Origin of the sequence: Curvibacter sp. APW13 (assembly GCF_032337135.1) — a bacterium.
GTDB lineage: Bacteria > Pseudomonadota > Gammaproteobacteria > Burkholderiales > Burkholderiaceae_C > Allorhodoferax.
The window spans coordinates 249,774-272,519 of record NZ_JAVXZZ010000003.1 but is presented as its reverse complement, the minus strand read 5'-3'; the positions used below and the strand labels follow the sequence as shown (position 1 = coordinate 272,519).

26 protein-coding genes are annotated in these 22,746 nt (G+C 62.0%); 8 read left to right on the top strand and 18 right to left on the bottom strand.

Features of this window, described 5'->3' with window-relative positions; genetic code table 11:
* The first annotated feature begins 109 nt into the window (after positions 1 to 109).
* Entirely contained in the window at positions 110 to 607 is a 498-nt protein-coding gene (locus tag RQP54_RS14595) for a DUF192 domain-containing protein (protein ID WP_315679113.1), read from the top strand.
* Between the two features lie 30 nt (positions 608 to 637).
* Here the strand turns inward: RQP54_RS14595 and RQP54_RS14590 are convergent, their stop codons facing one another.
* Together RQP54_RS14590 and xseA are read right to left on the bottom strand one after the other, a co-directional pair.
* The gene (locus RQP54_RS14590) at positions 638 to 1,219 is read right to left on the bottom strand and encodes a superoxide dismutase (RefSeq protein ID WP_315679112.1); all 582 of its coding nucleotides are present in this window, start codon (positions 1,217 to 1,219) and stop codon (positions 638 to 640) included.
* A 50-nt stretch (positions 1,220 to 1,269) separates the two neighbouring features.
* On the bottom strand, positions 1,270 to 2,490 hold the full coding sequence (xseA, locus tag RQP54_RS14585; RefSeq protein ID WP_315679111.1) for an exodeoxyribonuclease VII large subunit: 1,221 nt from the start codon (positions 2,488 to 2,490) through the stop codon (positions 1,270 to 1,272).
* A gap of 183 nt (positions 2,491 to 2,673) precedes the next feature.
* Between xseA and RQP54_RS14580 the strand changes: the two genes are divergently transcribed.
* The 6 genes from RQP54_RS14580 (at position 2,674) to adk (ending at position 6,529) form a co-directional block, all read left to right on the top strand.
* Positions 2,674 to 3,300: a MotA/TolQ/ExbB proton channel family protein gene (locus RQP54_RS14580; protein ID WP_315679110.1), complete on the top strand. Its 627-nt coding sequence runs from the start codon at positions 2,674 to 2,676 to the stop codon at positions 3,298 to 3,300.
* A gap of 3 nt (positions 3,301 to 3,303) precedes the next feature.
* Positions 3,304 to 3,735 (top strand): biopolymer transporter ExbD, encoded by a 432-nt coding sequence (locus RQP54_RS14575; RefSeq protein ID WP_315679109.1) that lies wholly within the window; start codon positions 3,304 to 3,306, stop codon positions 3,733 to 3,735.
* Positions 3,736 to 3,739: 4 nt separating this feature from the next.
* Positions 3,740 to 4,774, top strand: a complete 1,035-nt coding sequence (gene lpxK / locus RQP54_RS14570) for a tetraacyldisaccharide 4'-kinase (RefSeq protein ID WP_315679108.1) — start codon at positions 3,740 to 3,742, stop codon at positions 4,772 to 4,774.
* Between the two features lie 18 nt (positions 4,775 to 4,792).
* The gene (locus tag RQP54_RS14565; protein WP_315679107.1) at positions 4,793 to 4,987 is read left to right on the top strand and encodes a Trm112 family protein; all 195 of its coding nucleotides are present in this window, start codon (positions 4,793 to 4,795) and stop codon (positions 4,985 to 4,987) included.
* 3 nt (positions 4,988 to 4,990) lie between these two features.
* Positions 4,991 to 5,776, top strand: coding sequence for a 3-deoxy-manno-octulosonate cytidylyltransferase (gene kdsB / locus RQP54_RS14560; protein WP_315679106.1), 786 nt, complete (start codon positions 4,991 to 4,993; stop codon positions 5,774 to 5,776).
* 96 nt (positions 5,777 to 5,872) lie between these two features.
* The gene (gene adk, locus RQP54_RS14555) at positions 5,873 to 6,529 is read left to right on the top strand and encodes an adenylate kinase (RefSeq protein WP_315679105.1); all 657 of its coding nucleotides are present in this window, start codon (positions 5,873 to 5,875) and stop codon (positions 6,527 to 6,529) included.
* 51 nt (positions 6,530 to 6,580) lie between these two features.
* On the opposite strand, the gene RQP54_RS14550 is transcribed toward adk, so the two are convergent.
* The 16 genes from RQP54_RS14550 to rpsB form a co-directional block, all read right to left on the bottom strand.
* On the bottom strand, positions 6,581 to 7,345 hold the full coding sequence (locus RQP54_RS14550; RefSeq protein ID WP_315679104.1) for an RNA methyltransferase: 765 nt from the start codon (positions 7,343 to 7,345) through the stop codon (positions 6,581 to 6,583).
* A 9-nt stretch (positions 7,346 to 7,354) separates the two neighbouring features.
* Positions 7,355 to 7,978 (bottom strand): ribonuclease HII, encoded by a 624-nt coding sequence (gene rnhB / locus RQP54_RS14545; RefSeq protein WP_315679103.1) that lies wholly within the window; start codon positions 7,976 to 7,978, stop codon positions 7,355 to 7,357.
* Positions 7,947 to 9,134 (bottom strand): lipid-A-disaccharide synthase, encoded by a 1,188-nt coding sequence (gene lpxB, locus RQP54_RS14540; protein WP_315679102.1) that lies wholly within the window; start codon positions 9,132 to 9,134, stop codon positions 7,947 to 7,949. The genes rnhB and lpxB overlap by 32 nt, the downstream gene beginning before the upstream one ends.
* 17 nt (positions 9,135 to 9,151) lie before the next feature.
* A complete protein-coding gene (lpxA, locus tag RQP54_RS14535; RefSeq protein ID WP_315679101.1) occupies positions 9,152 to 9,946 on the bottom strand; it encodes an acyl-ACP--UDP-N-acetylglucosamine O-acyltransferase in 795 nt (264 codons plus the stop codon).
* A 5-nt stretch (positions 9,947 to 9,951) separates the two neighbouring features.
* Positions 9,952 to 10,389 carry a 3-hydroxyacyl-ACP dehydratase FabZ gene (gene fabZ / locus RQP54_RS14530; protein ID WP_315679100.1) on the bottom strand — a complete coding sequence of 146 codons (438 nt, stop codon included), beginning with the start codon at positions 10,387 to 10,389 and terminating at the stop codon, positions 9,952 to 9,954.
* 76 nt (positions 10,390 to 10,465) lie between these two features.
* Complete coding sequence (gene lpxD / locus RQP54_RS14525) at positions 10,466 to 11,437, bottom strand: UDP-3-O-(3-hydroxymyristoyl)glucosamine N-acyltransferase (RefSeq protein WP_315679346.1); 972 nt, start codon at positions 11,435 to 11,437, stop codon at positions 10,466 to 10,468.
* Positions 11,438 to 11,456: 19 nt separating this feature from the next.
* The gene (locus tag RQP54_RS14520; RefSeq protein ID WP_315679099.1) at positions 11,457 to 11,966 is read right to left on the bottom strand and encodes an OmpH family outer membrane protein; all 510 of its coding nucleotides are present in this window, start codon (positions 11,964 to 11,966) and stop codon (positions 11,457 to 11,459) included.
* Complete coding sequence (gene bamA / locus RQP54_RS14515; RefSeq protein ID WP_409997576.1) at positions 11,966 to 14,275, bottom strand: outer membrane protein assembly factor BamA; 2,310 nt, start codon at positions 14,273 to 14,275, stop codon at positions 11,966 to 11,968. Before bamA ends, RQP54_RS14520 begins: the two co-directional genes overlap by 1 nt.
* Before the next feature lie 34 nt (positions 14,276 to 14,309).
* Positions 14,310 to 15,656 carry an RIP metalloprotease RseP gene (rseP, locus tag RQP54_RS14510; RefSeq protein ID WP_315679098.1) on the bottom strand — a complete coding sequence of 449 codons (1,347 nt, stop codon included), beginning with the start codon at positions 15,654 to 15,656 and terminating at the stop codon, positions 14,310 to 14,312.
* Between the two features lie 20 nt (positions 15,657 to 15,676).
* Complete coding sequence (gene ispC, locus RQP54_RS14505) at positions 15,677 to 16,867, bottom strand: 1-deoxy-D-xylulose-5-phosphate reductoisomerase (protein WP_315679097.1); 1,191 nt, start codon at positions 16,865 to 16,867, stop codon at positions 15,677 to 15,679.
* Between the two features lie 2 nt (positions 16,868 to 16,869).
* Complete coding sequence (locus tag RQP54_RS14500; protein WP_315679096.1) at positions 16,870 to 17,715, bottom strand: phosphatidate cytidylyltransferase; 846 nt, start codon at positions 17,713 to 17,715, stop codon at positions 16,870 to 16,872.
* 22 nt (positions 17,716 to 17,737) lie between these two features.
* Entirely contained in the window at positions 17,738 to 18,460 is a 723-nt protein-coding gene (gene uppS / locus RQP54_RS14495; protein ID WP_315679344.1) for a polyprenyl diphosphate synthase, read from the bottom strand.
* 19 nt (positions 18,461 to 18,479) lie between these two features.
* Complete coding sequence (gene frr, locus RQP54_RS14490; RefSeq protein WP_315679095.1) at positions 18,480 to 19,040, bottom strand: ribosome recycling factor; 561 nt, start codon at positions 19,038 to 19,040, stop codon at positions 18,480 to 18,482.
* 54 nt (positions 19,041 to 19,094) lie between these two features.
* Positions 19,095 to 19,817: a UMP kinase gene (pyrH, locus tag RQP54_RS14485; protein WP_315679094.1), complete on the bottom strand. Its 723-nt coding sequence runs from the start codon at positions 19,815 to 19,817 to the stop codon at positions 19,095 to 19,097.
* Between the two features lie 56 nt (positions 19,818 to 19,873).
* Entirely contained in the window at positions 19,874 to 20,773 is a 900-nt protein-coding gene (gene tsf / locus RQP54_RS14480; protein ID WP_315679093.1) for a translation elongation factor Ts, read from the bottom strand.
* A gap of 87 nt (positions 20,774 to 20,860) precedes the next feature.
* Positions 20,861 to 21,607, bottom strand: a complete 747-nt coding sequence (rpsB, locus tag RQP54_RS14475; protein ID WP_315679092.1) for a 30S ribosomal protein S2 — start codon at positions 21,605 to 21,607, stop codon at positions 20,861 to 20,863.
* A gap of 177 nt (positions 21,608 to 21,784) precedes the next feature.
* On the opposite strand from rpsB, the gene miaA reads away from it, so the two are divergent.
* Positions 21,785 to 22,741, top strand: a complete 957-nt coding sequence (miaA, locus tag RQP54_RS14470) for a tRNA (adenosine(37)-N6)-dimethylallyltransferase MiaA (protein WP_315679091.1) — start codon at positions 21,785 to 21,787, stop codon at positions 22,739 to 22,741.
* Positions 22,742 to 22,746 lie beyond the last annotated feature (5 nt).

Genomic DNA, 22,746 nt, shown 5'->3' with positions numbered 1-22,746 from the left:
CGCTAGCGCTCGGTAAGCGCCTCCAAAGTGCGGTTCATTCTATTCGCAAACTTTTACGCATTGCTGTCTTTTCCGGACCGCAGCGCGACCCGAAACCATGGTGTACCCAATGATTCATCAGCGCGCCTTGACATCCATCAAATCGGCAAAAAAGAAGCTCCGAGACCTCATCCCGCTAGCCCTTTGCTGGTTATGCTTTTCGGCCACTGCACAAGGTGCTGGCCAAGCCCAGATGGATCTGCCCCGCGTGCAACTGTCGGCGGGTATGCACCTCATACAAGCCCAGGTCGCCAGCACCCCGCACCAAAGGGAGGTAGGGCTGATGTTCCGACAGGAAATGCCCGCCGGGGAAGGAATGTTGTTCGTCTTCGATAACGCCAGCAACCTGTGCTTCTGGATGAAGAACACGGTCTTGCCGCTGACTGCTGCATTCATCGCTGACGATGGCACCATCATCAATCTGGAAGACATGAAGCCCATGACCACGGACTCGCACTGCGCCAAACGCCCTGCCCGTTTCGTGCTGGAAATGAACCAGGGCTGGTTCACCAAACGTGGTATCGCAGCGGGGCAAAAGCTCAGCGGACCGGTGTTCAAGCAACCATAAAAAAAGAGGGCCTGGGCCCTCTTTGTTGCATCAGGCGAAGTTCGCCGCCGCGAAGTTCCAGTTCACCAGCTTGTCAAGGAACGTCTCGACGAACTTCTGGCGCAGGTTGCGGTAGTCGATGTAATAGGCGTGTTCCCACACGTCCACAGTCAGCAACGCCTTGTCGGCAGTGGTCAAGGGAGTTCCTGCGGCACCGGTGTTCACGATGTCCACGGAACCGTCGGCCTTCTTGACCAGCCAGGTCCAGCCAGAACCGAAGTTACCCACAGCAGACTTCACAAACGCTTCGCGGAACGCTGCGTAGCTACCCCATTTGGCCTGGATCGCGGCAGCCAAGGCGCCCGAGGGCTCGCCACCACCATTGGGCTGCATGCAGTTCCAGAAGAAGGTGTGGTTCCAGATCTGTGCGGCATTGTTGTAGATGCCACCGCTGGACTTCTTCACGATCTCTTCCAACGACATCGATTCAAACTCGGTGCCCTTCTGCAGGTTGTTCAGGTTGACCACATAGGCGTTGTGGTGCTTGCCATGGTGGAACTCCAGGGTTTCCTTGGAGTAATGGGGGGCCAGCGCATCGATCGCGTAAGGCAGATTAGGCAGTGTATGTTCCATGGTGAGTCTTCCTGTCTAGCAAAAAATGGGCATTCTAGAGACGAAATGCCTCAACTGCGCAGCACCTGCATTTCAACCATACCGTCTGCAAGGGTTGCGGTGACTGGGTCGCCGGCAGCCAGCTGATGCACACTGGTCACCAGTCCCTTCGGCCCTTGGAGCCAGGCAAAGCCGCGCGATAACGCCTGCGTTGGGCTGGCGGCTTCCAGGCGCACGCCCAGCTGCGCCAGGGAATGACTGCGAAACGTGCACACCCGCTGGCCCACAGCAGCATGCTGGACCTGCAAACCGTTCAGGCGCGCATCGGCTTGTGCCAAGGCTGGTTGCATGCCTCGAGACAGCCTATGGGCGAGTTGCTCGACGTCTGCCGCCATGGTGGCCAGGCCATGTGCTGGTCGCGACAAGACCATGGTCATGGCGTCGAGTTGCTGCTCGTTTGCCTGAATGGTCCGATCGAGGGCCCGGCTCAGGTGTGTTTCCAGTACGTCGAGCGTTTGCATCAGTTCACTGTGCGGCGAGGCACAGAGCTCAGCCGCCGCAGTCGGAGTTGCGGCACGGATATCGGCCACGAAATCCGCAATGGTGAAGTCGGTCTCATGCCCCACCCCCGAGACTACAGGTACGGGACTGCGAGCGATGCATTGCGCCACCGCCTCGTCATTGAAGGCCTGCAGATCTTCCCAGGCACCACCTCCGCGCACCAGCAGAATGACCTCTGGCTTGGTGAGCGGCGGCGCTGACGCATCCGTAGCCAGTGCATACAAGGACTCCAAGGCGGCAATGATCGCCGCCGGCGCATCGGCGCCTTGAACGGCACAGGGCGAAAACACCACTGGGAGGTGCGGACTGCGCCGACCCAAGGCGGTGAGCACATCGGACAGCGCGGCCGCGTCGGGCGAGGTAACGACCCCGATACAGGCCGGGTAGGACAGCAAGGGGCGCTTGCGCATCGGATCAAACAAGCCCTGCGCCTCCAGTTTCGCCTTCAGACGCAGAAACTGCTCCAGATGGTCCCCCTGCCCGGCCGGCCGAAGGTCTTCCACCACCAATTGCAGGTCTCCGCGGGCCGCATGCAATCCCAGCCGCGCCTGCACCTCCACCTTGTCGCCATTCACCGGTAGGCGTGCCAGCCCCATGGCCGCACGTCGGAACATCGCGCAGCGCAACTGGGATTCCGCGTCCTTCAGGGTGAAATAGCAATGGCCGGAAGATGCCTGCACAAACCCACTGATCTCCCCTACAACCCGTATAGGGTTGAACTGGTCATCCATCCAATCCGCCAGTCGCCGGCACAAGGCGCTTACCGACCAGGCCCGCGCTGTGCCCGAAGTCTTCGCTGTATCCAAAACACCCCCGCTTGAAATGCGTTGTCAATACCACTTGCCGATACGCCAGGACACCAAAGTCGCTGGGTGATAATCCGCCCCAACAAACTACGACCCGCGGAGCACGTTGTGTACTCGATTATCCAAGCAGCCGGTTGGCCCATCTGGCCCCTGATCCTTTGCAGCATTGTGGGCCTAGCCATCATTTTCGAACGCTTCTACAGTCTGCACGAACCCAAGGTGGTTCCGCCACGACTGCTCGACGAGGTGCTGGGCGTGGTGCGCAATGGGGTGCCGAGCCAGGATGTCCTGCATCAACTGGAGAACAACTCCGCCATGGGCGAGGTGCTGGCGACCGGCCTGCGTACCGTGGCCCAGAACCCGCGCTGCAGCGAAGACGACATCCGCGAAGCCATGGAAGCCCGTGGGCGCCTGGTCGCGCACAAACTGGAAAAATACCTGGCAGCACTCGGAACGATTGCCTCGGCCGCTCCCCTCATGGGCCTGTTCGGAACCGTGGTCGGCATGATCGAGATCTTTGGTTCGCAGTCGACTGGCGGGACCGGAAACCCTGCACAGTTGGCGCACGGTATCTCCATCGCGCTCTACAACACCGCCTTTGGTCTGTTGGTGGCAATTCCGTCGCTCATCTTCTGGCGCTACTTCCGCGGTCGTGTGGACGCCCAGTTGCTGGCGCTTGAAACCGGTGCGGGCACCCTGGTGCGGCATCTGGCGGTTTTGCGCAAGGGCAGTTGAACCATGAACTTCCGCCCCCATTCGCGCGAAGAGCCGGAGATCAACCTGATCCCCTTCATTGACGTCCTGCTGGTGGTACTGATCTTCCTGATGCTGTCCACCACCTACAGCAAGTTCACCGAGCTCCAGATCACGCTGCCAGTGGCCGATGCGACCGCGCAGCGGGACTACCCGAAGGAAATGGTGGTGGCCATCAGCGCCGAAGGGGCCTACAGCGTGAACAAGACACCCCTGGCAGGTCGCTCGGTGGAGGCCATCAGCGCCGCCTTGCTGGAAGCTGCCAAAGGTTCAAAAGACACCGTGGTCATCATCAGCGCCGATGCCAGTGCACGCCACCAGGCGGTGGTCAGTGTGATGGAGGCCGCGCGCCGCTCGGGTCTTCAGGCGGTGACCTTTGCCACCCAGAGTTCTACGGCCGCTGGCACCCAGCCCTGAATTCATGGACCACTGGCGCCATCGCCTGGAACGCCATCTCACACAGGCGTGGCTGCAGCGAGGACCGACTGCCTGGCTCCTGTTGCCCATAGCCCTGCTCTACTCCGCGATAGACCATCTGCGGCGTCTTGCGTACCGTTGCGGACTCAAGCGAAGCCAACGGGTTGGTGCCCGGGTCGTGGTCGTGGGCAACGTGATCGCTGGCGGAGCCGGCAAGACGCCCACGGTCATCGCCCTGGCGCGCGATCTGCAGCGTCTGGGACACCAAGTCGGCATCGTCTCGCGCGGCTACGGCAGTACCCACGCACAGGTGCAAGAGGTACGCCCGGATTCGTCCGCGTCTTCCGTCGGCGATGAGCCCCTGTTGATGCGCCGCGCATTGAATCTGCCTGTTTTCGTAGGCCGTGATCGCGTGGCTGCGGCAAAGTCGCTGCTGGCACACTACCCGGCCACCTCGGTCGTGCTGTGTGACGATGGCTTGCAACACCTGCGGCTGTACCGCGATGTGGAAGTCTATGTGTTCGACAACCGCGGCGTGGGCAATGCATGGCCCCTGCCAGCGGGACCGCTTCGCAGCCCGTGGCCCCCGCGCTGGGTTCAGCCGGCCGGTCAGGATTCCAGTCGCGCCTTGGTGCTTCACACCGGGAACCGACCCGCCTTTGCTGGCTTTTGTGCCGAGCGAACGCTACAGTCCTACGGAGTGGACAGTACCGGCACCCGCTTCGCGCTGAGCGAACTGGGACGCGGTGCCCAACCGTGTGTTGCCCTGGCCGGGATCGCCCAGCCCCAAGCCTTCTTTGATCTGCTGACCCAACAAGGCGTGCGCGTGCAGCAGTGCATCGCCCTGCCCGACCATTACGATTTCCAGGACTGGCAGATACCCGCGATCGCGGGGTGCGCTGTACTGTGCACCGAAAAGGACGCAGTCAAGCTCTGGCCCCTGATGCCCCAAGCCATTGCCATCCCACTCGAACAAACCATCGAGGCAGGCTTCTACGACGCACTTCATGCGAAGCTGGCCTCAAGTCAGGGCAGTTGAGCCCGGTATGATCGCAGGATGGACACAAAACTGATCGAATTGCTGGTCTGTCCCGTCACCAAGGGACCCCTGGAGTTCAATGCCGAACGCACCGAGCTGCTGTCACGCAGCGCCCGCCTGGCCTACCCGGTACGCGATGGAATTCCGGTCTTGCTCGAAACAGAAGCTCGCTCGTTGGAGGACGCCGAACTGGAGCCCCAATCCGGGCGCTGAGACGTGAGCTACACCGTCCTGATCCCGGCGCGGCTGGCATCGACGCGCCTGCCCAACAAGCCCCTGGCCGATATTTGCGGACTCCCCATGGTGGTGCGGGTGGCTCGGCGGTTGGCCCCCTTGGCCGAACAAGGTATTCGGACCGTGGTTGTTGCCGACTCCTCGTCGATTATTGAGGCTTGCAGGCAGTTCGGTGTTGAAGTCATCCTGACCCGGGAAGACCACCCATCGGGCACGGACCGTCTGGCCGAGGCCTGCGACCTGCTGGGCCTGCCCGCGGAAGAGGTCGTGGTCAACGTGCAGGGAGACGAACCCTTGATCCCTCCAGAGCTGGTAGCAGGCGTTGCACACCTGCTGGTGGACTCCCCCCAGGTGTCCATGGCCACGGCAGCCCACGCGCTGAGCGGCCCCGGCGAACTCACCAACCCCAACGTGGTCAAAGTCGTGCTCAATCACTGTGCAGAGGCCCTGTACTTCAGCCGTGCCCCCATTCCGTGGTGGCGCGATGGCTATGCAATGGGGGTTGAGGCCTTCCCTGCCCAGGGAGCGCCACTGCGCCACATCGGCATCTACGCCTACCGCGCCGGTTTCCTGCGCCAATACCCCACCCTGCCGCCCTCGCCTCTGGAACAGATCGAAGCACTGGAACAGCTGCGCGCCCTGTGGAACGGTTACCGGATTCTGGTCCATACCACGACGCAGGCACCCGGACCAGGCGTTGACACACTGGAGGACCTGGAACGGGTTCGTGCACTCATCTCTTCGATGGAGAAGCCTGGGCGCCAGTAAGCTTGCCGGAAATGACGCGTGCTATCCTCGGCGCCAGTGGAAAGAATATCGTCAGCAATCTGACAGACCGGAATTCACACTCTTCTAAGGAAACCCATGAAATTGATCCTGTTGGGCGCCCCCGGTGCCGGCAAAGGTACCCAGGCTGCCTTCATCTGCAAGAAGTTCGGTATCCCCCAGATTTCGACCGGTGACATGCTGCGCGCCGCCGTCAAGGCCGGTACCCCGCTTGGCCTGCAGGCGCAGGCCGTGATGTCCGCGGGCGGACTGGTCAGCGACGAGCTGATCATCAACCTGGTCAAGGAGCGCCTGACCCAGGCCGATTGCGCCAATGGCTTCCTGTTCGACGGCTTTCCGCGCACCATTCCCCAGGCCGAGGCCATGCGCGCAGCCGGTGTCAACCTGGACTACGTGCTGGAAATCGACGTTCCGTTCGACGCCATCATTGAGCGCATGAGCGGTCGCCGCTCGCACCCTGCATCGGGACGCACCTACCACGTCAAATTCAATCCCCCCAAGGTCGAAGGCGTCGACGATGTGACCGGCGAGCCGCTGGTGCAGCGTGATGACGACAAGGAAGAAACCGTCAAGAAGCGCCTGGACGTCTACAGCGCCCAGACCCGCCCGCTGGTGGACTACTACTCCGGCTGGGCCAAGGAATCGCCCGCCCAAGCCCCCAAGTACCGCATGATCAGCGGCATGGGCAGCGTGGAGTCCATCACCGAAGCCGCACTGCAGGCACTGTCGAGCTGAGATTCGCCCGGTCTTCTGTAAGAAACCCGCCCATGGCGGGTTTTTTTGTGCCTACAGCGAACTGGCGTGCAGGCAGATAGCGGCGGCAGCGGCCACGTTGAGCGACTCTTCCCCTCCCGGCTGGCCGATGCGTGCGAAGTGGCTGGCACGCCGCATCAGGGCCTCGCACACGCCCTGCCCTTCATGGCCCATGGCCCAGGCGCAGGGTTTGGGCAGCGACAGGTTCTGGATCAACTCGCCTTGGTGGGAACTGGTGACCACCACCGGTACCGCCAGGGCGTCGAGCGCCGACTCGCCCACGCCTTCCACCAGATGCAGGCCGAAATGGGCCCCCATGCCTGCGCGCAGCACTTTCGGGCTCCACAAGGCAGCGGTGCCCTTGAGGGCGATGACCTGACGAAAACCGAAGGCCCCGGCGCTGCGCAGGATGGAGCCGACGTTTCCCGCGTCTTGCACCCGGTCCAGAATCACGCTGGCGGCGCGCGGCTGGATGGCGTGGTCGGGCGGCAAATCGAGCACGAAGCCCACCTTCGCTGGCGACTCCAATCCACTGATCTCCGCAAACAAAGGCGCCGGAATCGCTACGCTTTTGGTAGCTGCTTGCCCATATTCCACGGGGGCTACAGGCAAAAACTCCTCGGAAAACACGGCAATGGCCGGGCGCAGACCCCGCACCACTGCAGCGCTGCACAGATGGTCCCCCTCCACCCAGAACCGGCCTGCCTTGCGGTAGGCGGCATTGTCCGTGGCCAGGCGCCGCAGTTCCTTGAGCAGCGGATTGTCGCGGGAGGTGATGGAAATGACGGTTTCGCTCATGACAGGTCCTTACAGCACATTGCGCACCGGGGCAAAGGAACGCCGGTGGTGGATGCAGGCGCCATGCGCCTGCAAGGCCGCCAGATGTTCGGCGGTGCCATAGCCCTTGTGGGCGGCAAAACCGTACTGGGGAAAGGCGGCGTCCACCTCCTCGCACCAGCGGTCCCGCGTCACCTTGGCCAGGATGGACGCCGCCGAGATGGACGGCACCAGGGCGTCACCCTGGACAATCGCCTCGGCCACCACGTCCAGCACCGGCAGCCGGTTGCCGTCTACCAGCACCTTGCCGGGTTTCAGGCGCAGGCCATCGACCGCGCGACGCATGGCCAGCAGCGTAGCCTGCAGGATATTGAGGGAATCGATTTCCTCGACGCTGGCTTCGGCAACCGAGCAGCACAGGGCTTTGGCACGTATTTCGTCAAACAGCTGGTCGCGTCGACGCGCCGTGAGCTTCTTGGAGTCGTTCAGTCCCGCAATGGGATTGCGCTCGTCGAGGATGACGGCCGCAGCCACCACGGGTCCAGCCAAGGGGCCACGCCCGGCCTCGTCCACCCCGGCGACCAGGCAGGGGATGTCCCACTCCAGGCTGGCCTGGCGCAAATCAGCGGTGCTCAAGGACTTTCTCGATCGCATCGGTCGCCAGTCGGGAAGTATCGCGTTGCAGGGTCTGGTGCATGGCGCTGAAGGTGGTGTGCAGGGCGCGCGTGCGGGAACCGCCCTGGCGGGCATCGTCCAGCCAGCGCAGCACTTCGTCGGCCAGGGCCTGGGGCGTCGCCGCATCCTGCAGCAGTTCGGGCACAACGAAATCCCCCGCCAGGATGTTGGGAAGCCCCACCCAGGGCTGCAGACGCTTGCGCTGCATCATCCACCAGGAAAAGGCACTCATGTGGTAGGCGACAACCATGGGGCGTTTGAACAGTGCCGCCTCCAGCGTCGCCGTGCCGCTGGCGATCAGGGTCACGTCACAGGCCGCCAGTGCCTGGTGCGACCGGCCCTGGAGCAGCTGCACCTGCCCGGCCATGCCACTGCGCGCCAGCAACTGCTCGATCTCCGGACGCAAGCCGGGGACCGCTGGCACTATGAATTTTGTAGCTGGCCTCGCTTTTTGGATGCGGGCTGCAGCCTGAAAGAATCGCAAAGCGAGATGACGGATCTCGGACTGGCGACTGCCCGGCAGCAAAGCCACCACGGTGTCCTCGTCGTGCAGCCCCAGGGCCCGGCGCGCGCCCGCCTTGTCCGGCTCCAGGGGAATGACGTTGGCCAGCGGGTGGCCGACGTAAGTGGCACCGATACCATGTTGCGCCAATAACGCTGGCTCGAACGGGAAGATGCACAGCACATGGCCCACGCTGGCACGGATCTTCTCCAGCCGCTCGGCGCGCCAGGCCCAGACCGAGGGGCACACAAAGTGCACCGTCTTCACCCCCGCCGTGCGCAAATTGCGCTCAAGGTCGAGGTTGAAATCCGGCGCATCGACCCCGACAAACAGGTCTGGCGGTGACTGCAGCAGACGTTCCTGCAGTTGCTTGCGAATACCCACGATTTCACGGTAACGACGCAGCAGCTCCCAGCTGAAGCCATGCACCGCGAGTTTGTGGTGTGGCCACCAGGCCGAGAAGCCCTGGCGCTGCATCTGGGGCCCGCCAATGCCCACCGGAGCGAGCCCCGGCCAGCGCGCATGCAGTCCCTGCAGCAGCAGACCTGCCAGCAGGTCGCCGGACGCCTCGCCGGCCACCATGGCGATGCGTGGTGTCTGTGCACCCACCGACTGCTGCTCCGCGGTATCCATTTCCGTTTGCCGAACCTTCAGCGAACGATGCCACGCTGGGCGTTCACGCCACCCAGGAAGCCCAGCATCATGTCGACATCGACCTGCGCTTCGGGCACGTCAGCTGCCAGCGTAGCAATGCGCTCCTTGGCCTGCTCCAGCGTCAGCTCGTCGCGGTACAGCGCCTTGTGCATGGCCTTGACCACGGAAATGCGGGCTGCCGAGAAGCCGCGGCGGCGCAGGCCCTCAAAATTCATCGAACGGGCGGCCGCGGGCTGGCCCTGGCACATGACGAAGGGCGGCACATCGGCAAACAGCAGCGAGCACATGGCCGACATGCTGTGCGCCCCAATCCGCACAAACTGGTGTGCCACCGTGAAGCCGCCCAAAATGGCCCAATCACCCACATGCACATGTCCGGCCAGCTGCGCGTTGTTGGCGAAGATGGTGTTGTTGCCCACCACGCAATCGTGCGCCAGGTGGACGTAGGCCATGATCCAGTTGTCATTGCCGACCACGGTCTTGGCAATGTCGCCGGGCGAGCCGATGTTGAAGGTGCAGAACTCGCGGATGGTGTTGCGGTCACCGATGATGAGTTCGCAAGGCTCACCGGCGTACTTCTTGTCCTGGGGAATGGCCCCCAGCGAATTGAACTGGAAGATGCGGTTGTCTGCACCGATGGTGGTGTGGCCTTCGATCACGCAGTGGGCACCGACCGTGGTGTTGGCACCGATGCGTACGTGCGGCCCAATGATGGTGTACGGGCCCACCGACACCGAGCTATCCAACTCGGCGGCCGGGTCCACGATCGCGGTAGCGTGAATGCGGCTCATGGCGGTCAGTCGATGGTGCGCATGGTGCACATCAGTTCCGCTTCGCAGGCGACGGCATCACCCACGCGGGTCACGCCCTTGAACTTGAAGATGCCGGCCTTCATGCGCTCCAGCGTCACGTCCATGGTGAGTTGGTCACCCGGCTCCACCGGGCGCTTGAAGCGCGCACCGTCAATACCGGCAAAGTAGTACACGGTCTTGTCGTCCGGCGTCACGCCCAGGGTATCGAAGGCCAGCAAGGCCGCGGCTTGCGCCATGGCTTCGAGCATCAGCACACCTGGCATGACCGGGCGGTGCGGAAAGTGACCCATGAAAAACGGCTCGTTGATGGTGACGTTCTTGATCGCCTGGATGCTCTTGCCCTTCTCAATGGCCAGCACACGGTCCACCAGCAGGATCGGGTAACGGTGGGGAAGTTGCTTCAGTATTTGATGGATGTCCATGTTCGCTCCTCGTAGAAGTTGGTGCGGACTTGCTCATGCATGCAGCCGATGGGCCACGGCACGGTCGTCCCCAGGTTTAAGTTTTGACTTGCTCCAGCGCGCGCACGCGCTCGCGCAGGGAATGCAGTTGCTTGAGCGATGCGGCGTTCTTTTCCCACGAAGCGTTGTCGTCAATGGGAAACATGCCGGTGTACTGTCCGGGCTTGCGGATCGAGCGCGTAACCACCGTTGCCGCAGAAATGTGCACGCCATCGGCTACCTGCAAATGGCCCAATACGATGGCACCGCCACCGACCGTGCAATTCGCGCCGATGGTGGCGCTGCCCGCTACCCCCACACAACCCGCCATCGCAGTATTGCGGCCGACGCGAACGTTGTGACCAATCTGGATTAGGTTGTCGAGCTTGACACCGTCTTCCAGCACCGTGTCCTGCAAGGCACCGCGATCAATGCAGGTGTTGGCACCGATCTCCACATCGTCGCCGATCACCACAGCCCCCAGCTGCTCGATCTTGACCCACTGCTCACCATCCTTGGCGAACCCAAACCCATCGGCACCGATGACCACGCCAGGATGCAGGATGCAGCGCGCGCCAATGCGGCAGTCCTCGCCGACCGTGACTCGGGACGACAAGCGGGTATGGGGGCCAATCACGGCACCACGCTCGACCACACACAGGGGGCCGATCGTGGCGCTGGGGTCAACCTGCGCCTGGGGATCAACCACCGCGGACGGGTGTACCCCCGGCGCCTGGCTGGAGCGCTGCAAACGGCGCCACCATTGGGTCAGATGCGCGAAATACAGGTAAGGGTTGTCGGCCACGATGCAGGCCCCGCGCTGCTGGGCCAGCGTAGCCATATCGGCGGACACGATGACACAGCCAGCCTGGCTGCTTGCCAATTGGGCCTGGTACTTGGGATGGCTGAGAAAGCTGATCTGGCCCGGAAGCGCCGATTCCAACGGAGCGATACCGCTAATCTCGGCGTCTTCAGCGCCCAACAGCCGTCCGCCGAGTTCGCTGACGATCTGCGACAGCCTCAGCGTGATGCGTTCCACACGCTGCCCCTTACTTGGAGCCGTTGAGGATCTTCAGAACCTTGTCGGTGATGTCGTGACGGCCATTGTTGTAGGCCACGCCCTCTTGCAGAATGAGGTCGTACTTCTCGGCTTCCGCCACTTGCTTGACGGCCTTGTTGGCCTTGTCCAGCACCTGTTGCAGCTCTTCGTTGCGGCGACCATTGAGGTCTTCCTGGAACTCACGCTGCTTGCGCTGGAAGTCGCGGCTCATGTCGGCGAATTCGCGTTGGCGGCTGGCGCGTTGCGACTCGGTGAGTGTGGGGCCGTCACGCTCGAACTTCTCGTTCATGCTCTTGAGCGAAAGCTGCAGGTCGGCCAACTCCTTCTGACGCTTGGAAAACTCCTGCTCCAGCTTGCCTTGGGCTGCCTTGGCAGGGGCCGACTCCGCCGTGATGCGCTGGGTGTTGATGAATCCGATCTTGGAGTCCTGGGCGGTGGCGGTCACCGTAGCGGCCACCAAGGCCAGAGCCAACCACCAGTGTGTCTTGCGTGTAGTCATTAGAAACTTGTCCCGATTTGAAATTGCATGGTCTGGATTTTATCGTTCTCGAACTGCCGAATCGGCTTGGCGAACGCCAGTCGCAGCGGTCCCACTGGAGAAATCCAACTGATACCCAAGCCCACCGAGCTGCGCATGTCGCCGGCGTTGATGCCTTCATCGGCACCGTAGATACCGCCAATGTCCCAGAAGCCGTACCAACGCAACGTCCGGTCATTGCCTCCACCAGGGAACGGGGAAAGGATTTCGGCATTCAACGTTATCTTCTTGGCACCACCGGTGGCCAAACCCGCGGTCGACCCATACGCCGCGCGCTGCGCAGCGGTCGTAAGGCTTCCCTGCTCGAAACCGCGCACCGAACCCAAGCCACCGGAATAGTAGTTCTTGAATACTGGGTAGGAATTGCTGTTGGTGCTTGCACCTGCAGCGAGCTCAAAGTTGAATGCGGCGGTGGTTTTCTTCGAAATCGGATAAAACTGCTGGAACTGGGTGGTCGCGCGGGCATAGCGGAGGTCTCCGCCGACGCTCCATTCACCATTGACCCGCATCACGCGCCCCCTGCTGGGCACCAGGGCACTGTCGCGGGTGTCTCGTGCCCACCCCAGGGTTATCGGAAGTGCGTAGGCCGTCTGCCCAAACTCGCCAATAAAGTTGCTGTACACATCTGGCAGATAGGTTCCCTGGTTGATGGCCGTCTTGTCATAGCCCAGTCCCAGAAAAATCGTATCCGCCTCTGCGATGGGAATCCCGAACCGGATACCGACACCCATGGTTTCCACCGAATAGCTGTCGACGTCCGTATAGGGTCGACTGGTTCGCTGGTACAGATCGAAAGTCCGCGACACACCATCTTCTGTGAAGTAGGGGTCGGTGGTACTGATCACCAAGGTGCGGTTGTATTTGCTGGTGTTGACTTCCAGGCCCAGGGAACTGCCTGTACCAAAGGCGTTGTCCTGCTTGAAACCAAAGGTCAGGCCAAAGCCTTCACCGGAAGACAGTCCCGCGCCCAGACTGATGCTGCCGGTGGGCTTTTCCTCGACATTGACCGTCAGATCGACCTGGTCGGGCGAGCCCGCCACTTCCTGCGTATCGAGGCTCACGTCCTTGAAAAACCCCAGGCGATCGACGCGACTGCGGGATGCCCGGATCTTGTCACCGTCGTACCAGGCGGCTTCCATCTGCCGGAATTCCCGTCGGATGACTTCGTCACGCGTTCGGTCATTCCCCGCCACATTGATGCGCCGCACATAGACGCGCCGCGACGGCTCTGCCTGAAGCGTCAGCTCAACCAGGTTGTTGGAACGATCAATGGTCGGCACGGCCTCGACACGCGCAAATGCATAGCCAAAATCGCCAAAATGGTCGGTGAAGGCTTTTGTGGTCTGAGCCACCTTGTCTGCGTTGTACGGTGCCCCTGCCTGAATACTCACCAAGGCCTTGAACTCATCATCCTTGCCAAGGTAATTTCCCTGCAGGCTGATCTTGGAAACCGTGAACTTCTCGCCCTCGCTCACATTGATGGTGATGGAGATGTCCTGCTTGTTGGGAGAAATCGCCACTTGGGTGGACGTGACCTTGAACTCCAGGTACCCCTGGCTCAGGTAGTGCGAGCGCAGGGTCTCCAGGTCGCCATTGAGCTTGGCACGGGAATAGCGGTTGGACTTGGTGTACCAGCTCAGCCAGGTACCCTCGTCCTGATCCATCAGCCCCTTGAGGGTCTTCTCGCTGAACGCCTTGTTGCCCACGATGCGGATCTCGCCGATCTTGGCAGATTCCCCCTCCACCACGGAGAAACTGAGGTTCACCCGGTTGCGCTCTATGGGAGTGACCGTGGTCATCACTTCGGCGGCATACATGCTGCGGTTGATGTACTGGCGCTTGAGTTCCTGCTCGGCGCGATCCACCAAGGCCTTGTCGTACGGGCGGCCATCCATCAGACCGATTTCGCGCAACGCCTTCTTGAGCACATCCTTGTCGAATTCCTTGGTGCCGACGAAATCCACTTCGGCAATGGTCGGTCGCTCCTCGACGACAACCACCACCACATCGCCCTTGACGTCGATGCGAACATCCTTGAACAACCCCAGGCCGAACAGGGCACGAATCGACGCAGCCCCTTTTTCGTCGCCATAGGTGTCACCCACCTTGACCGGAATCGAACCAAAGACCGTGCCGGGCTCAACACGCTGCAAGCCCTCGACCCGAATGTCCTTGATCGTGAAGGGTTCAACCGCCCAAGCCGAATGCACTGCGCCCAGTGCCAACATGCAGACGACGAGCGCCTGCCGGGAGAAATTTTTGATTGCCATACCGTTCATTGATTTGAATCCCGCCCCACCTTGCTCACAGTAGCAGTCGGGCCACGTCGTTCCACACTGCGATCCCCATCAGGGCCGCCAACACCGCCACGCCAGCCCGTTGCAGGCCTTCCAGCCATTGTTCACTGGGCGGTGCACCACTCAACCACTCCCAAAGATAATACATCAGGTGCCCCCCATCGAGCATGGGTATCGGTAGCAGATTGAGCACCCCGAGGCTGATGCTGACCATGGCCAGAAACAGCAGGTAATGCACCCAGCCACTGGCAGCAGACTTGCCTGCATAGTCGGCCACGGAAATCGGACCGCTGATATTGCGCAAGGAGGCCTCGCCAACAACCATGCGACCCAGCACACCCAAGGTCAGTGATGCAATTTCCCCGGTACGCCCAAGCCCATGCATGAGGCTCTCGGTCAGACCGTAGTGGACGACGACCTTTTCCACCGGGCCTCCAATGGCTGCACCAATGCGCCCGATAGACACGCGATCCTGGGTAAGCACCCGTGGACGCACAGTGATGGCCATTTCACGGCCAGCACGCTGAACTCGCCACACCTGCAGTTCAGCAGAACCCTGGAACCCAGATGCCCGTATGCGCTGACGCAGGGATGCCGCATCCTGCACCACCACGCCGTCGACCGAAAGTACAAGATCACCTGGCAGCAAGCCGGATCGTTCGGCGATGTCACCTGCCGAAATGTCGGCGATTACCGGTTGGGCAAATGGCGCCATGATGCCGATGCGTGAAAACGTCTCCGCATTGAACTCTGACACCGGCATGCTGGACATCGGCAGCTTCCACTGCGTGTTCGCCGATGCACCGTGGAGCACGATATCGTCACCAGAAAGAGCTGCCTGCGTCAGCACCCAGCGCATGTCCTCGAATGATGCAATCGGTGCCATGGGTTGCTCACCACGCGATACCGCCACCACCCGATCGCCGGCATGGATACCTGCCTTCGCTGCCAGGCTACCTGCCGGCGGTTCGGACAACACTGGCGCCGCCTGCTCGATCCCGTACAGACCTACGCCTGCATACAGCAGCACGGCGAGAACCAGATTCGCCAGCGGACCCGCCGCCACCACGGCCGCCCGCTTGTGCAGGGCCTGTCGATTGAAAGCCAGGGGCAACAACTCCGCAGGAACAGGCGCCTCTCGCTCGTCCAGCATACGTACGTAACCGCCCAGCGGAAGGAGACCAAGCGCGTATTGGATTCCGGTACGTGGCGAGGTATACGACCATACAACCGGCCCAAACCCAATGGACAGACGCATCACCTTGATGCCACAGGCCAAAGCCATGCGGTAGTGGCCCCACTCGTGCACGGCCACCAAGAATCCCACCGCCAGAAGAAAAGCAAGGATGGTCATGGGCATCAATGGTACGTCGACTAGCGCTGCAAGGCTTTGGCGTACGACTGTGCCGCGACGCGCGAGCGCCGATCCAGCGCCAGCACATCATCGATGGTCTGGATCACTCCTGGATCAACGCTCTCTAATGCGTGCAAGTTGATCGCATGGATCTGGTCAAAACGTACCTGCCCCGTGAGGAATGCATCCACGGCAACCTCGTTGGCCGCATTGAGCACCGCAGTGGTTCCTGGTGCCGAAGCCATCGCCTCCCAAGCCAAGCGCAATCCGGGATAACGCTGCCGGTTGATGGGGGAGTCCGCGCTGCTGAATGTGAGTTGTCCCATGCTCGCGAAGTCCAGCGCTGCAGCGCCCGACACCATGCGCTCGGGCCAGGACAACCCATAGGCAATGGGAACCCGCATATCGGGGGTACCCAACTGGGCAACCACGGAGTTGTCGACGAACTGCACCATGGAGTGCACCACGCTTTGGGGGTGGATAACGACCTCGATACACGCCGGCTCGACGTCAAACAGATAGCGCGCCTCGATGACCTCCAGCGCCTTGTTCATCATCGTGGCAGAGTCAACAGAAATCTTGCGGCCCATGACCCAGTTCGGGTGCGCGCAGGCCTGCTCCGGCGTCACCTGGGGCAAGCGTTCAGGATCCCAGTCCCGGAACGGTCCGCCCGATGCCGTCAGGATGATCTTGTCGATGCTGCTGGCCCACAGCGATCGCTCCTGTGGCAAGGACTGGAATACGGCGGAATGCTCGCTGTCGATCGGCAACAAGGTGGCACCACCGGTGCGCACTGCCTGCATGAACAAGTCACCACCAACCACCAGCGCTTCCTTGTTGGCCAGCAGCAGGCGCTTGCCTGCGTGGGCCGCCGCCATGCAGGCAGGCAGGCCCGCAGACCCGACGATGGCCGCCATCACCACATCCACTTCCGCAGACTGTGCCACGGCTACCAGATGCTGCGGGCCCGCCAGGACCTCAGTGTCGCACCGCATTTCGGCCAAACGGGTGCGCAACACCTCGGCGGCGTCCACATCGGTCATCACGGCGAACCGGGGGCGGTGCGTGCGGCAGATATCCACCATTGCCTCGACCTTGGTTGCCGCCGTCACGGCAAAGACGGCATAGCGCTCCGGGTGACGGGCAATGACATCGAGCGTGTTGCCGCCGATGGAGCCGGTAGCCCCCAAAATCGCGATCTGCTGCTTCATGGTCACAGGGTCCCCAGCATCATGGCCATGGGAAGCACGGGCAGCAGCGCATCCACGCGGTCCAGCACACCGCCATGACCCGGCAGCAACTGGCTGCTGTCCTTGGCGCCGACACTGCGTTTGAGCAGAGATTCCACCAGGTCACCGACCACACTCATGGTCACGAGGAACAGCAGCGCCACGACATAGAACAGGAGCCCTTGCGCATGCAGGCGGGTGTACAGCCCCGCCGCACCCCAGCCGTACTGCAACTCGCCCCACTGCCATACCGAGGCCACTAGAACCACGGTCAGGAAACCACCGATCGCGCCTTCCCAGGTTTTGCCGGGGCTCACCGAGGGTGCAAGCTTGCGCCGGATAAATCGCCCCCCCAGGGTGCGGCCGGCAAAATAGGCTCCGACATCGGCAGCCCACACCAGGAACAGCACCGAGAAAAGATAGTTGATGCCCATGGCATGGGCCCGGCTGACGGCCAGCCAGGCCACCATCAAGGCCACTACTCCGCCCACCAGGCGCAACGCCTGCGGCAATGCCAACCAACTCGCCGCCCCCTTGTACAGAAGCCAGGCGCTGAACAAGACCCAGAAGCAACTGGCCCCCAGCCACACATTGCCCAACGGAACCTGCAGTGCGCCACCCACCCACAGGATTGCGCCCAATGCCATGCCAACACCGCCAGTAAGTAGAGCGGCGACCGGGCGCAGCCCATTCAGGCGCGCAAACTCCCAGCAGGCCGCCGCAATGAAAACCAGGGAAACTGCCGCAAACCAGCGGCTGTCCGGATGGGCGATCACAGGAACAAGAATGGCCAACAGGACCAAGGCGGTGATGATGCGTTGTTTGAGCATGTCTGTGGCGTGGGGGATAGCCTCAACCGGCAGCGCCGGTAAGGAGTTGGGCCGAGGTCAGGCCAAAGCGGCGTTCACGCGCTCCAAAGGCCTGAATGGCTGCGTCGAGGTCTGCTTCGTCGAAATCCGGCCAGAGCGTGGCACTGAAGAACAATTCGGCATAGGCTGCCTGCCAGAGAAGGAAATTGCTCAGACGCATTTCGCCACCGGTACGGATCAAGAGATCGGGATCGCCGCAGTGCGCAGTCGCCAACATCGAACTCAGCGCGGACTCCGTGATCTCCTGCCCCGTATCCGCCAGCTGGCGAGCAGCCTGAACGACGTCCCAGCGACCACCGTAGTTGAAACAGACATTGAGCAACAGACGCTCATTGCTTGCCGTCGCCTGTTCGGCCTGTGACAAACCGTCCTTCAGGCGCTGCGACAGGTTGTTGCGGTCCCCGATGAATCGCAGGCGCACGCCCTCCTCAGCCAGCGGCTTCACCTCACGCGCCAGGGCCAGGGCCAGCAACTCCATCAGACCGGAAACTTCCTCTTCCGGGCGATTCCAGTTCTCCGAGGAAAACGCGAACACGGTGAGGACACCAATGCCGCGTGCCACACAGAGCTTGACGACACGCTTGAGCGCATCGACGCCCTTCTTGTGGCCCGCAATGCGTGGTAGGTGTCTGCGTTGCGCCCACCGTCCGTTGCCATCCATGACGATGGCCACATGGCGTGGCGGCGCGTTGCTCACGGCAGCGATTTGCAGATGGTCAGGTGAATCAAACCGCCATGATGTCTTGTTCCTTGGAGGCAACAAGACGATCGATTTCTGCAATGTGGCGGTCGGTCAGCTTCTGGATATCGGCTTCGGAGCGCTTCTGGTCATCTTCCGATGCCAGCTTGTCCTTCACCAGTTTCTTGACCGCTTCGTTGGCATCGCGGCGCAGGTTGCGCACCGCCACCTTGGCGTTTTCGCCTTCGCCACGCACCACCTTGGTCAGCTCCTTGCGACGCTCCTCCGTCATCGGCGGCATGGGGACGCGGATCAGATCACCCATGGAGGATGGGTTCAGGCCCAGATCGCTCTCGCGGATGGCCTTTTCGATCTTGGCACCCATTCCTTTTTCCCATGGCTGGACGCTGATGGTACGGGCATCGATCAGGGAAAGGTTGGCCACCTGGCTCAACGGCACCATCGAGCCGTAGTAGTCCACATGCACGGTGTCGAGCAGTGCGGGGTTGGCACGCCCGGTACGCACCTTGGAGAGGTTGTTCTTGAAGGCCGCAATGGACTGGTCCATCTTGCCATCCATGGTCTTTTTGATCTCGTCAATGGTCATGGTGATTTCCTCTCAGGAAACGCGCCAGCGACAAGGCAGCGCGTTCAAAACACATCAAACGTGTACCAGGGTACCTTCGTCTTCTCCCAGCACAACCCGACGCAGCGCGCCATGCTTGAAGATCGAGAATACCTTGATAGGCAATTTCTGGTCGCGGCACAGGGCAAACGCGGCAGCGTCCATGATGCCCAGGTTGCGACTCATGGCTTCGTCAAAGGTGAGCGAGGCGTAACGTGTCGCGGTCGGGTCCTTCTTGGGATCGGCCGAGTACACACCGTCAACCTTGGTGGCCTTGAGCACGATCTGCGCACCGATCTCAGCCCCGCGCAGGGCAGCGGCAGTGTCGGTGGTGAAGAAGGGGTTACCAGTACCGGCGGCAAAGATCACCACCTTGCCTTCTTCCAGGTATTGCAGCGCCTTGGGGCGCACATAGGGCTCCACCACCTGCTCGATACCGATGGCCGACATCACGCGTGCGGTCAGGCCGGCCTTGTCCATGGTGTCGCCCAGTGCCAGGGCATTCATCACGGTGGCAAGCATGCCCATGTAGTCGGCCGTGGCGCGGTCCATGCCGACCGAACCACCCGCCACACCGCGGAAAATGTTGCCACCACCTATGACCACAGCCACCTCGACACCCAGGCGCATCACGTCGGCCACCTCTTCCACCATGCGCACGATGGTGTCGCGGTTGATGCCGAACTGATCATCACCCATGAGGGCCTCGCCGGACAACTTGAGCAAAATGCGCTTATAGGCCGGCTTTTCCTGATGCATGGGCTAACTCCTGAATATCGATCGTGGCTGTTGTTCTGGTCGGCAGTGTAACGGTCTTAGGCCGACTGCTTGGCAGCGGCTACCTGGGCAGCCACTTCGGCAGCGAAGTCGTCAACCTTCTTCTCGATGCCTTCGCCCACGACGTACAGTGTGAAGCCCTTGACGGCAGTAGCCTTGTCCTTGAGCATCGCGCCCACGGTTTGCTTGCCGTCGGCAGCCTTCACGAAGACCTGATCGACCAGGGAAACTTCCTTCAGGTATTTCTGCACCGAACCTTCGATCATCTTGGCGGCGATGTCAGCAGGCTTGCCGGACTCAGCAGCCTTGGCGGTGGCGACGGAACGCTCCTTCTCGATCAGCTCGGCAGGCACGTCGGCACTGGTCAGCGACACGGGCTTCATGGCAGCCACGTGCATGGCCACATCCTTGGCGGCCACGTCGTCACCGTCAAACTCCACCACCACGCCGATGCGGGTACCGTGCAGGTAAGTGGCCAGCTTGGCACCGGAAGCGAAACGCTTGAAGCGGCGGAAGGTCATGTTCTCGCCGATCTTGCCGATCAGGCCCTTGCGCACGTCTTCCAGGGTGGGGCCGAAGCCGTCCTGGCTGTAGGCCAGGGCACCCAGGGCTTCGATGTCGGCCGGGTTGTTCTTGGCGATCAAGGCAGCAGCGGCATTGGCCATGGCCAGGAAGCTGTCGTTCTTGGTCACGAAGTCGGTTTCGCAGTTCACTTCGATCATGGCGCCCACGCCGGCTTCGATGGCAGCTGCCACCACGCCTTCGGCGGTGATACGGGCAGCGGCCTTGCCAGCCTTGCTACCGAGCTTGACGCGCAGGATCTCTTCTGCCTTGGCCATGTCGCCATCGGCTTCGGTCAGTGCCTTCTTGCACTCCATCATGGGAGCGTCTGTCTTGCCGCGCAGTTCGGCAACCATGCTTGCGGTAATTGCAGCCATCGTGTTTCTCCGTAAATTCAGTTCAGTATTTCAACAACTTAAAAAAAAGGGGCAACGCTGCCCCTTTCTTCGAGCCGAGGACAGCAATCAGGCAGCAGCCTCGTTCACTTCCACAAACTCTTCTTCGCCGGCAGCGGCCTTGACCACTTCGTCCACGGCATTGGCACGGCCTTCGAGGATCGCATCAGCGATACCGCGGGCGTACAGCGTCACAGCCTTGGAGGAGTCGTCGTTGCCGGGGATGACATAGTCAATGCCTTCGGGCGAGTGGTTGGAGTCCACCACGCCGATCAGGGGAATGCCCAGCTTCTTGGCTTCGGCAATGGCGATCTTGTGGTAACCCACGTCGATCACGAAGATCGCGTCGGGCAGGGTGGTCATGTCCTGGATACCGCCGATGTCCTTTTCCAGCTTTTCCAGTTCGCGGGCGAACATGAGCTGCTCTTTCTTGCTCATGTTGTCCAGACCGGCTTCCTGCTGGGCCTTCATGTCCTTCAGACGCTTTATCGAGGTCTTGACGGTCTTGAAGTTGGTCAGCATGCCGCCGAGCCAGCGCTGGTCCACGTAGGACACGCCAGCGCGCTGGGCTTCAGCCGCCACGATCTCACGGGCTTGGCGCTTGGTACCGACCATCAGGATGTTGCCGCGCTTGGCAGCCAGCTGGCGCACGAAGGCAGCCGCTTCCTGGAACATCGGCAGCGACTTTTCCAGGTTGATGATGTGAATCTTGTTGCGGTGTCCGAAGATGTACGGTGCCATCTTGGGATTCCAGAAACGGGTTTGGTGCCCGAAGTGAACGCCGGCTTCCAGCATTTCACGCATAGTTACAGCCATGAATAACTCCAAAGGTTGGGTCTAAAATCCGGTCCACCGCCGCGCCTCCACAACAGAAGCGCGACACCTTGAGGGACCGGTTTGCGATTTCGCTCCTCTGCGCAGGGTTTACCCGCATGCAGCAAAGCCTGTCGATTCTAACATGATTCCCTCCCATCCTCCAGCCCGTCCCCGCGCATGCCCTCCCCGAACCCTGCCCACCCCGCCTACCTGGTGATTGCCGGCCCGACTGCCAGCGGCAAGACCGCCGCCGCGCTGGCGCTGGCTGCGCGGCGGCCCTGCGAAATCGTGAGCGTGGACTCCGCCCTGGTCTACCGCGGCATGGACATTGGCACTGCCAAACCTTCCAGGGAAGAAGTGGCGCAGGTGCCACACCACCTGATCGATATCCGCGACCCGCTGCAGGCCTACAGCGCGGCCGAATTTGCGCGGGATGCCCGACGGCTCATCGACGAGATCCGCACGCGCGGCGCCCTTCCCCTGCTGGTGGGCGGCACCATGCTCTACCTCAAGGCCCTGTTCGACGGCTTGGACGACATGCCGCCCAGCGACGCCACGGTGCGCACGGCGCTGGACGCCGAGGCCGCCGAAGTCGGCTGGCCCGCCATGCACGCCCGATTGGCCGAGGTAGACCCCACCACCGCGGCGCGGCTGGCACCGCAGGACAGCCAGCGCATCCAGCGCGCGCTGGAGGTGTACCGCATCAGCGGCCAGCCCTTGTCGGCCTTTCACTCGCGCACCAAGAACCCGGCCGACCCAGGCGCGACCGTTCCCTACGCCCTGATCAGCCTGGAGCCGCAGGACCGCGCCTGGCTCCACGCCCGCATTGCACAACGCTTCGACGCCATGCTGTCCGGTGGATTGGTGCAGGAAGTCATGGCCCTGCGCCAGCGCGGCGACCTGCATCCGGACCTGCCGTCCATGCGCTGCGTGGGCTACCGCCAGACCTGGGAGATGCTGGACGGCCAGTGGCCCCTGGCCGAACTGCGTGACCGCGGTATCTTTGCCACGCGCCAACTGGCCAAACGCCAGATCACCTGGCTGCGCTCCATGCCGCAGCGCACCATCGTGCCTTGCGACGCACCCGACGCCCTGGCGCAGTGCCTCGCCACGGTGGAACGTCTGCTGGGCTGACGCCT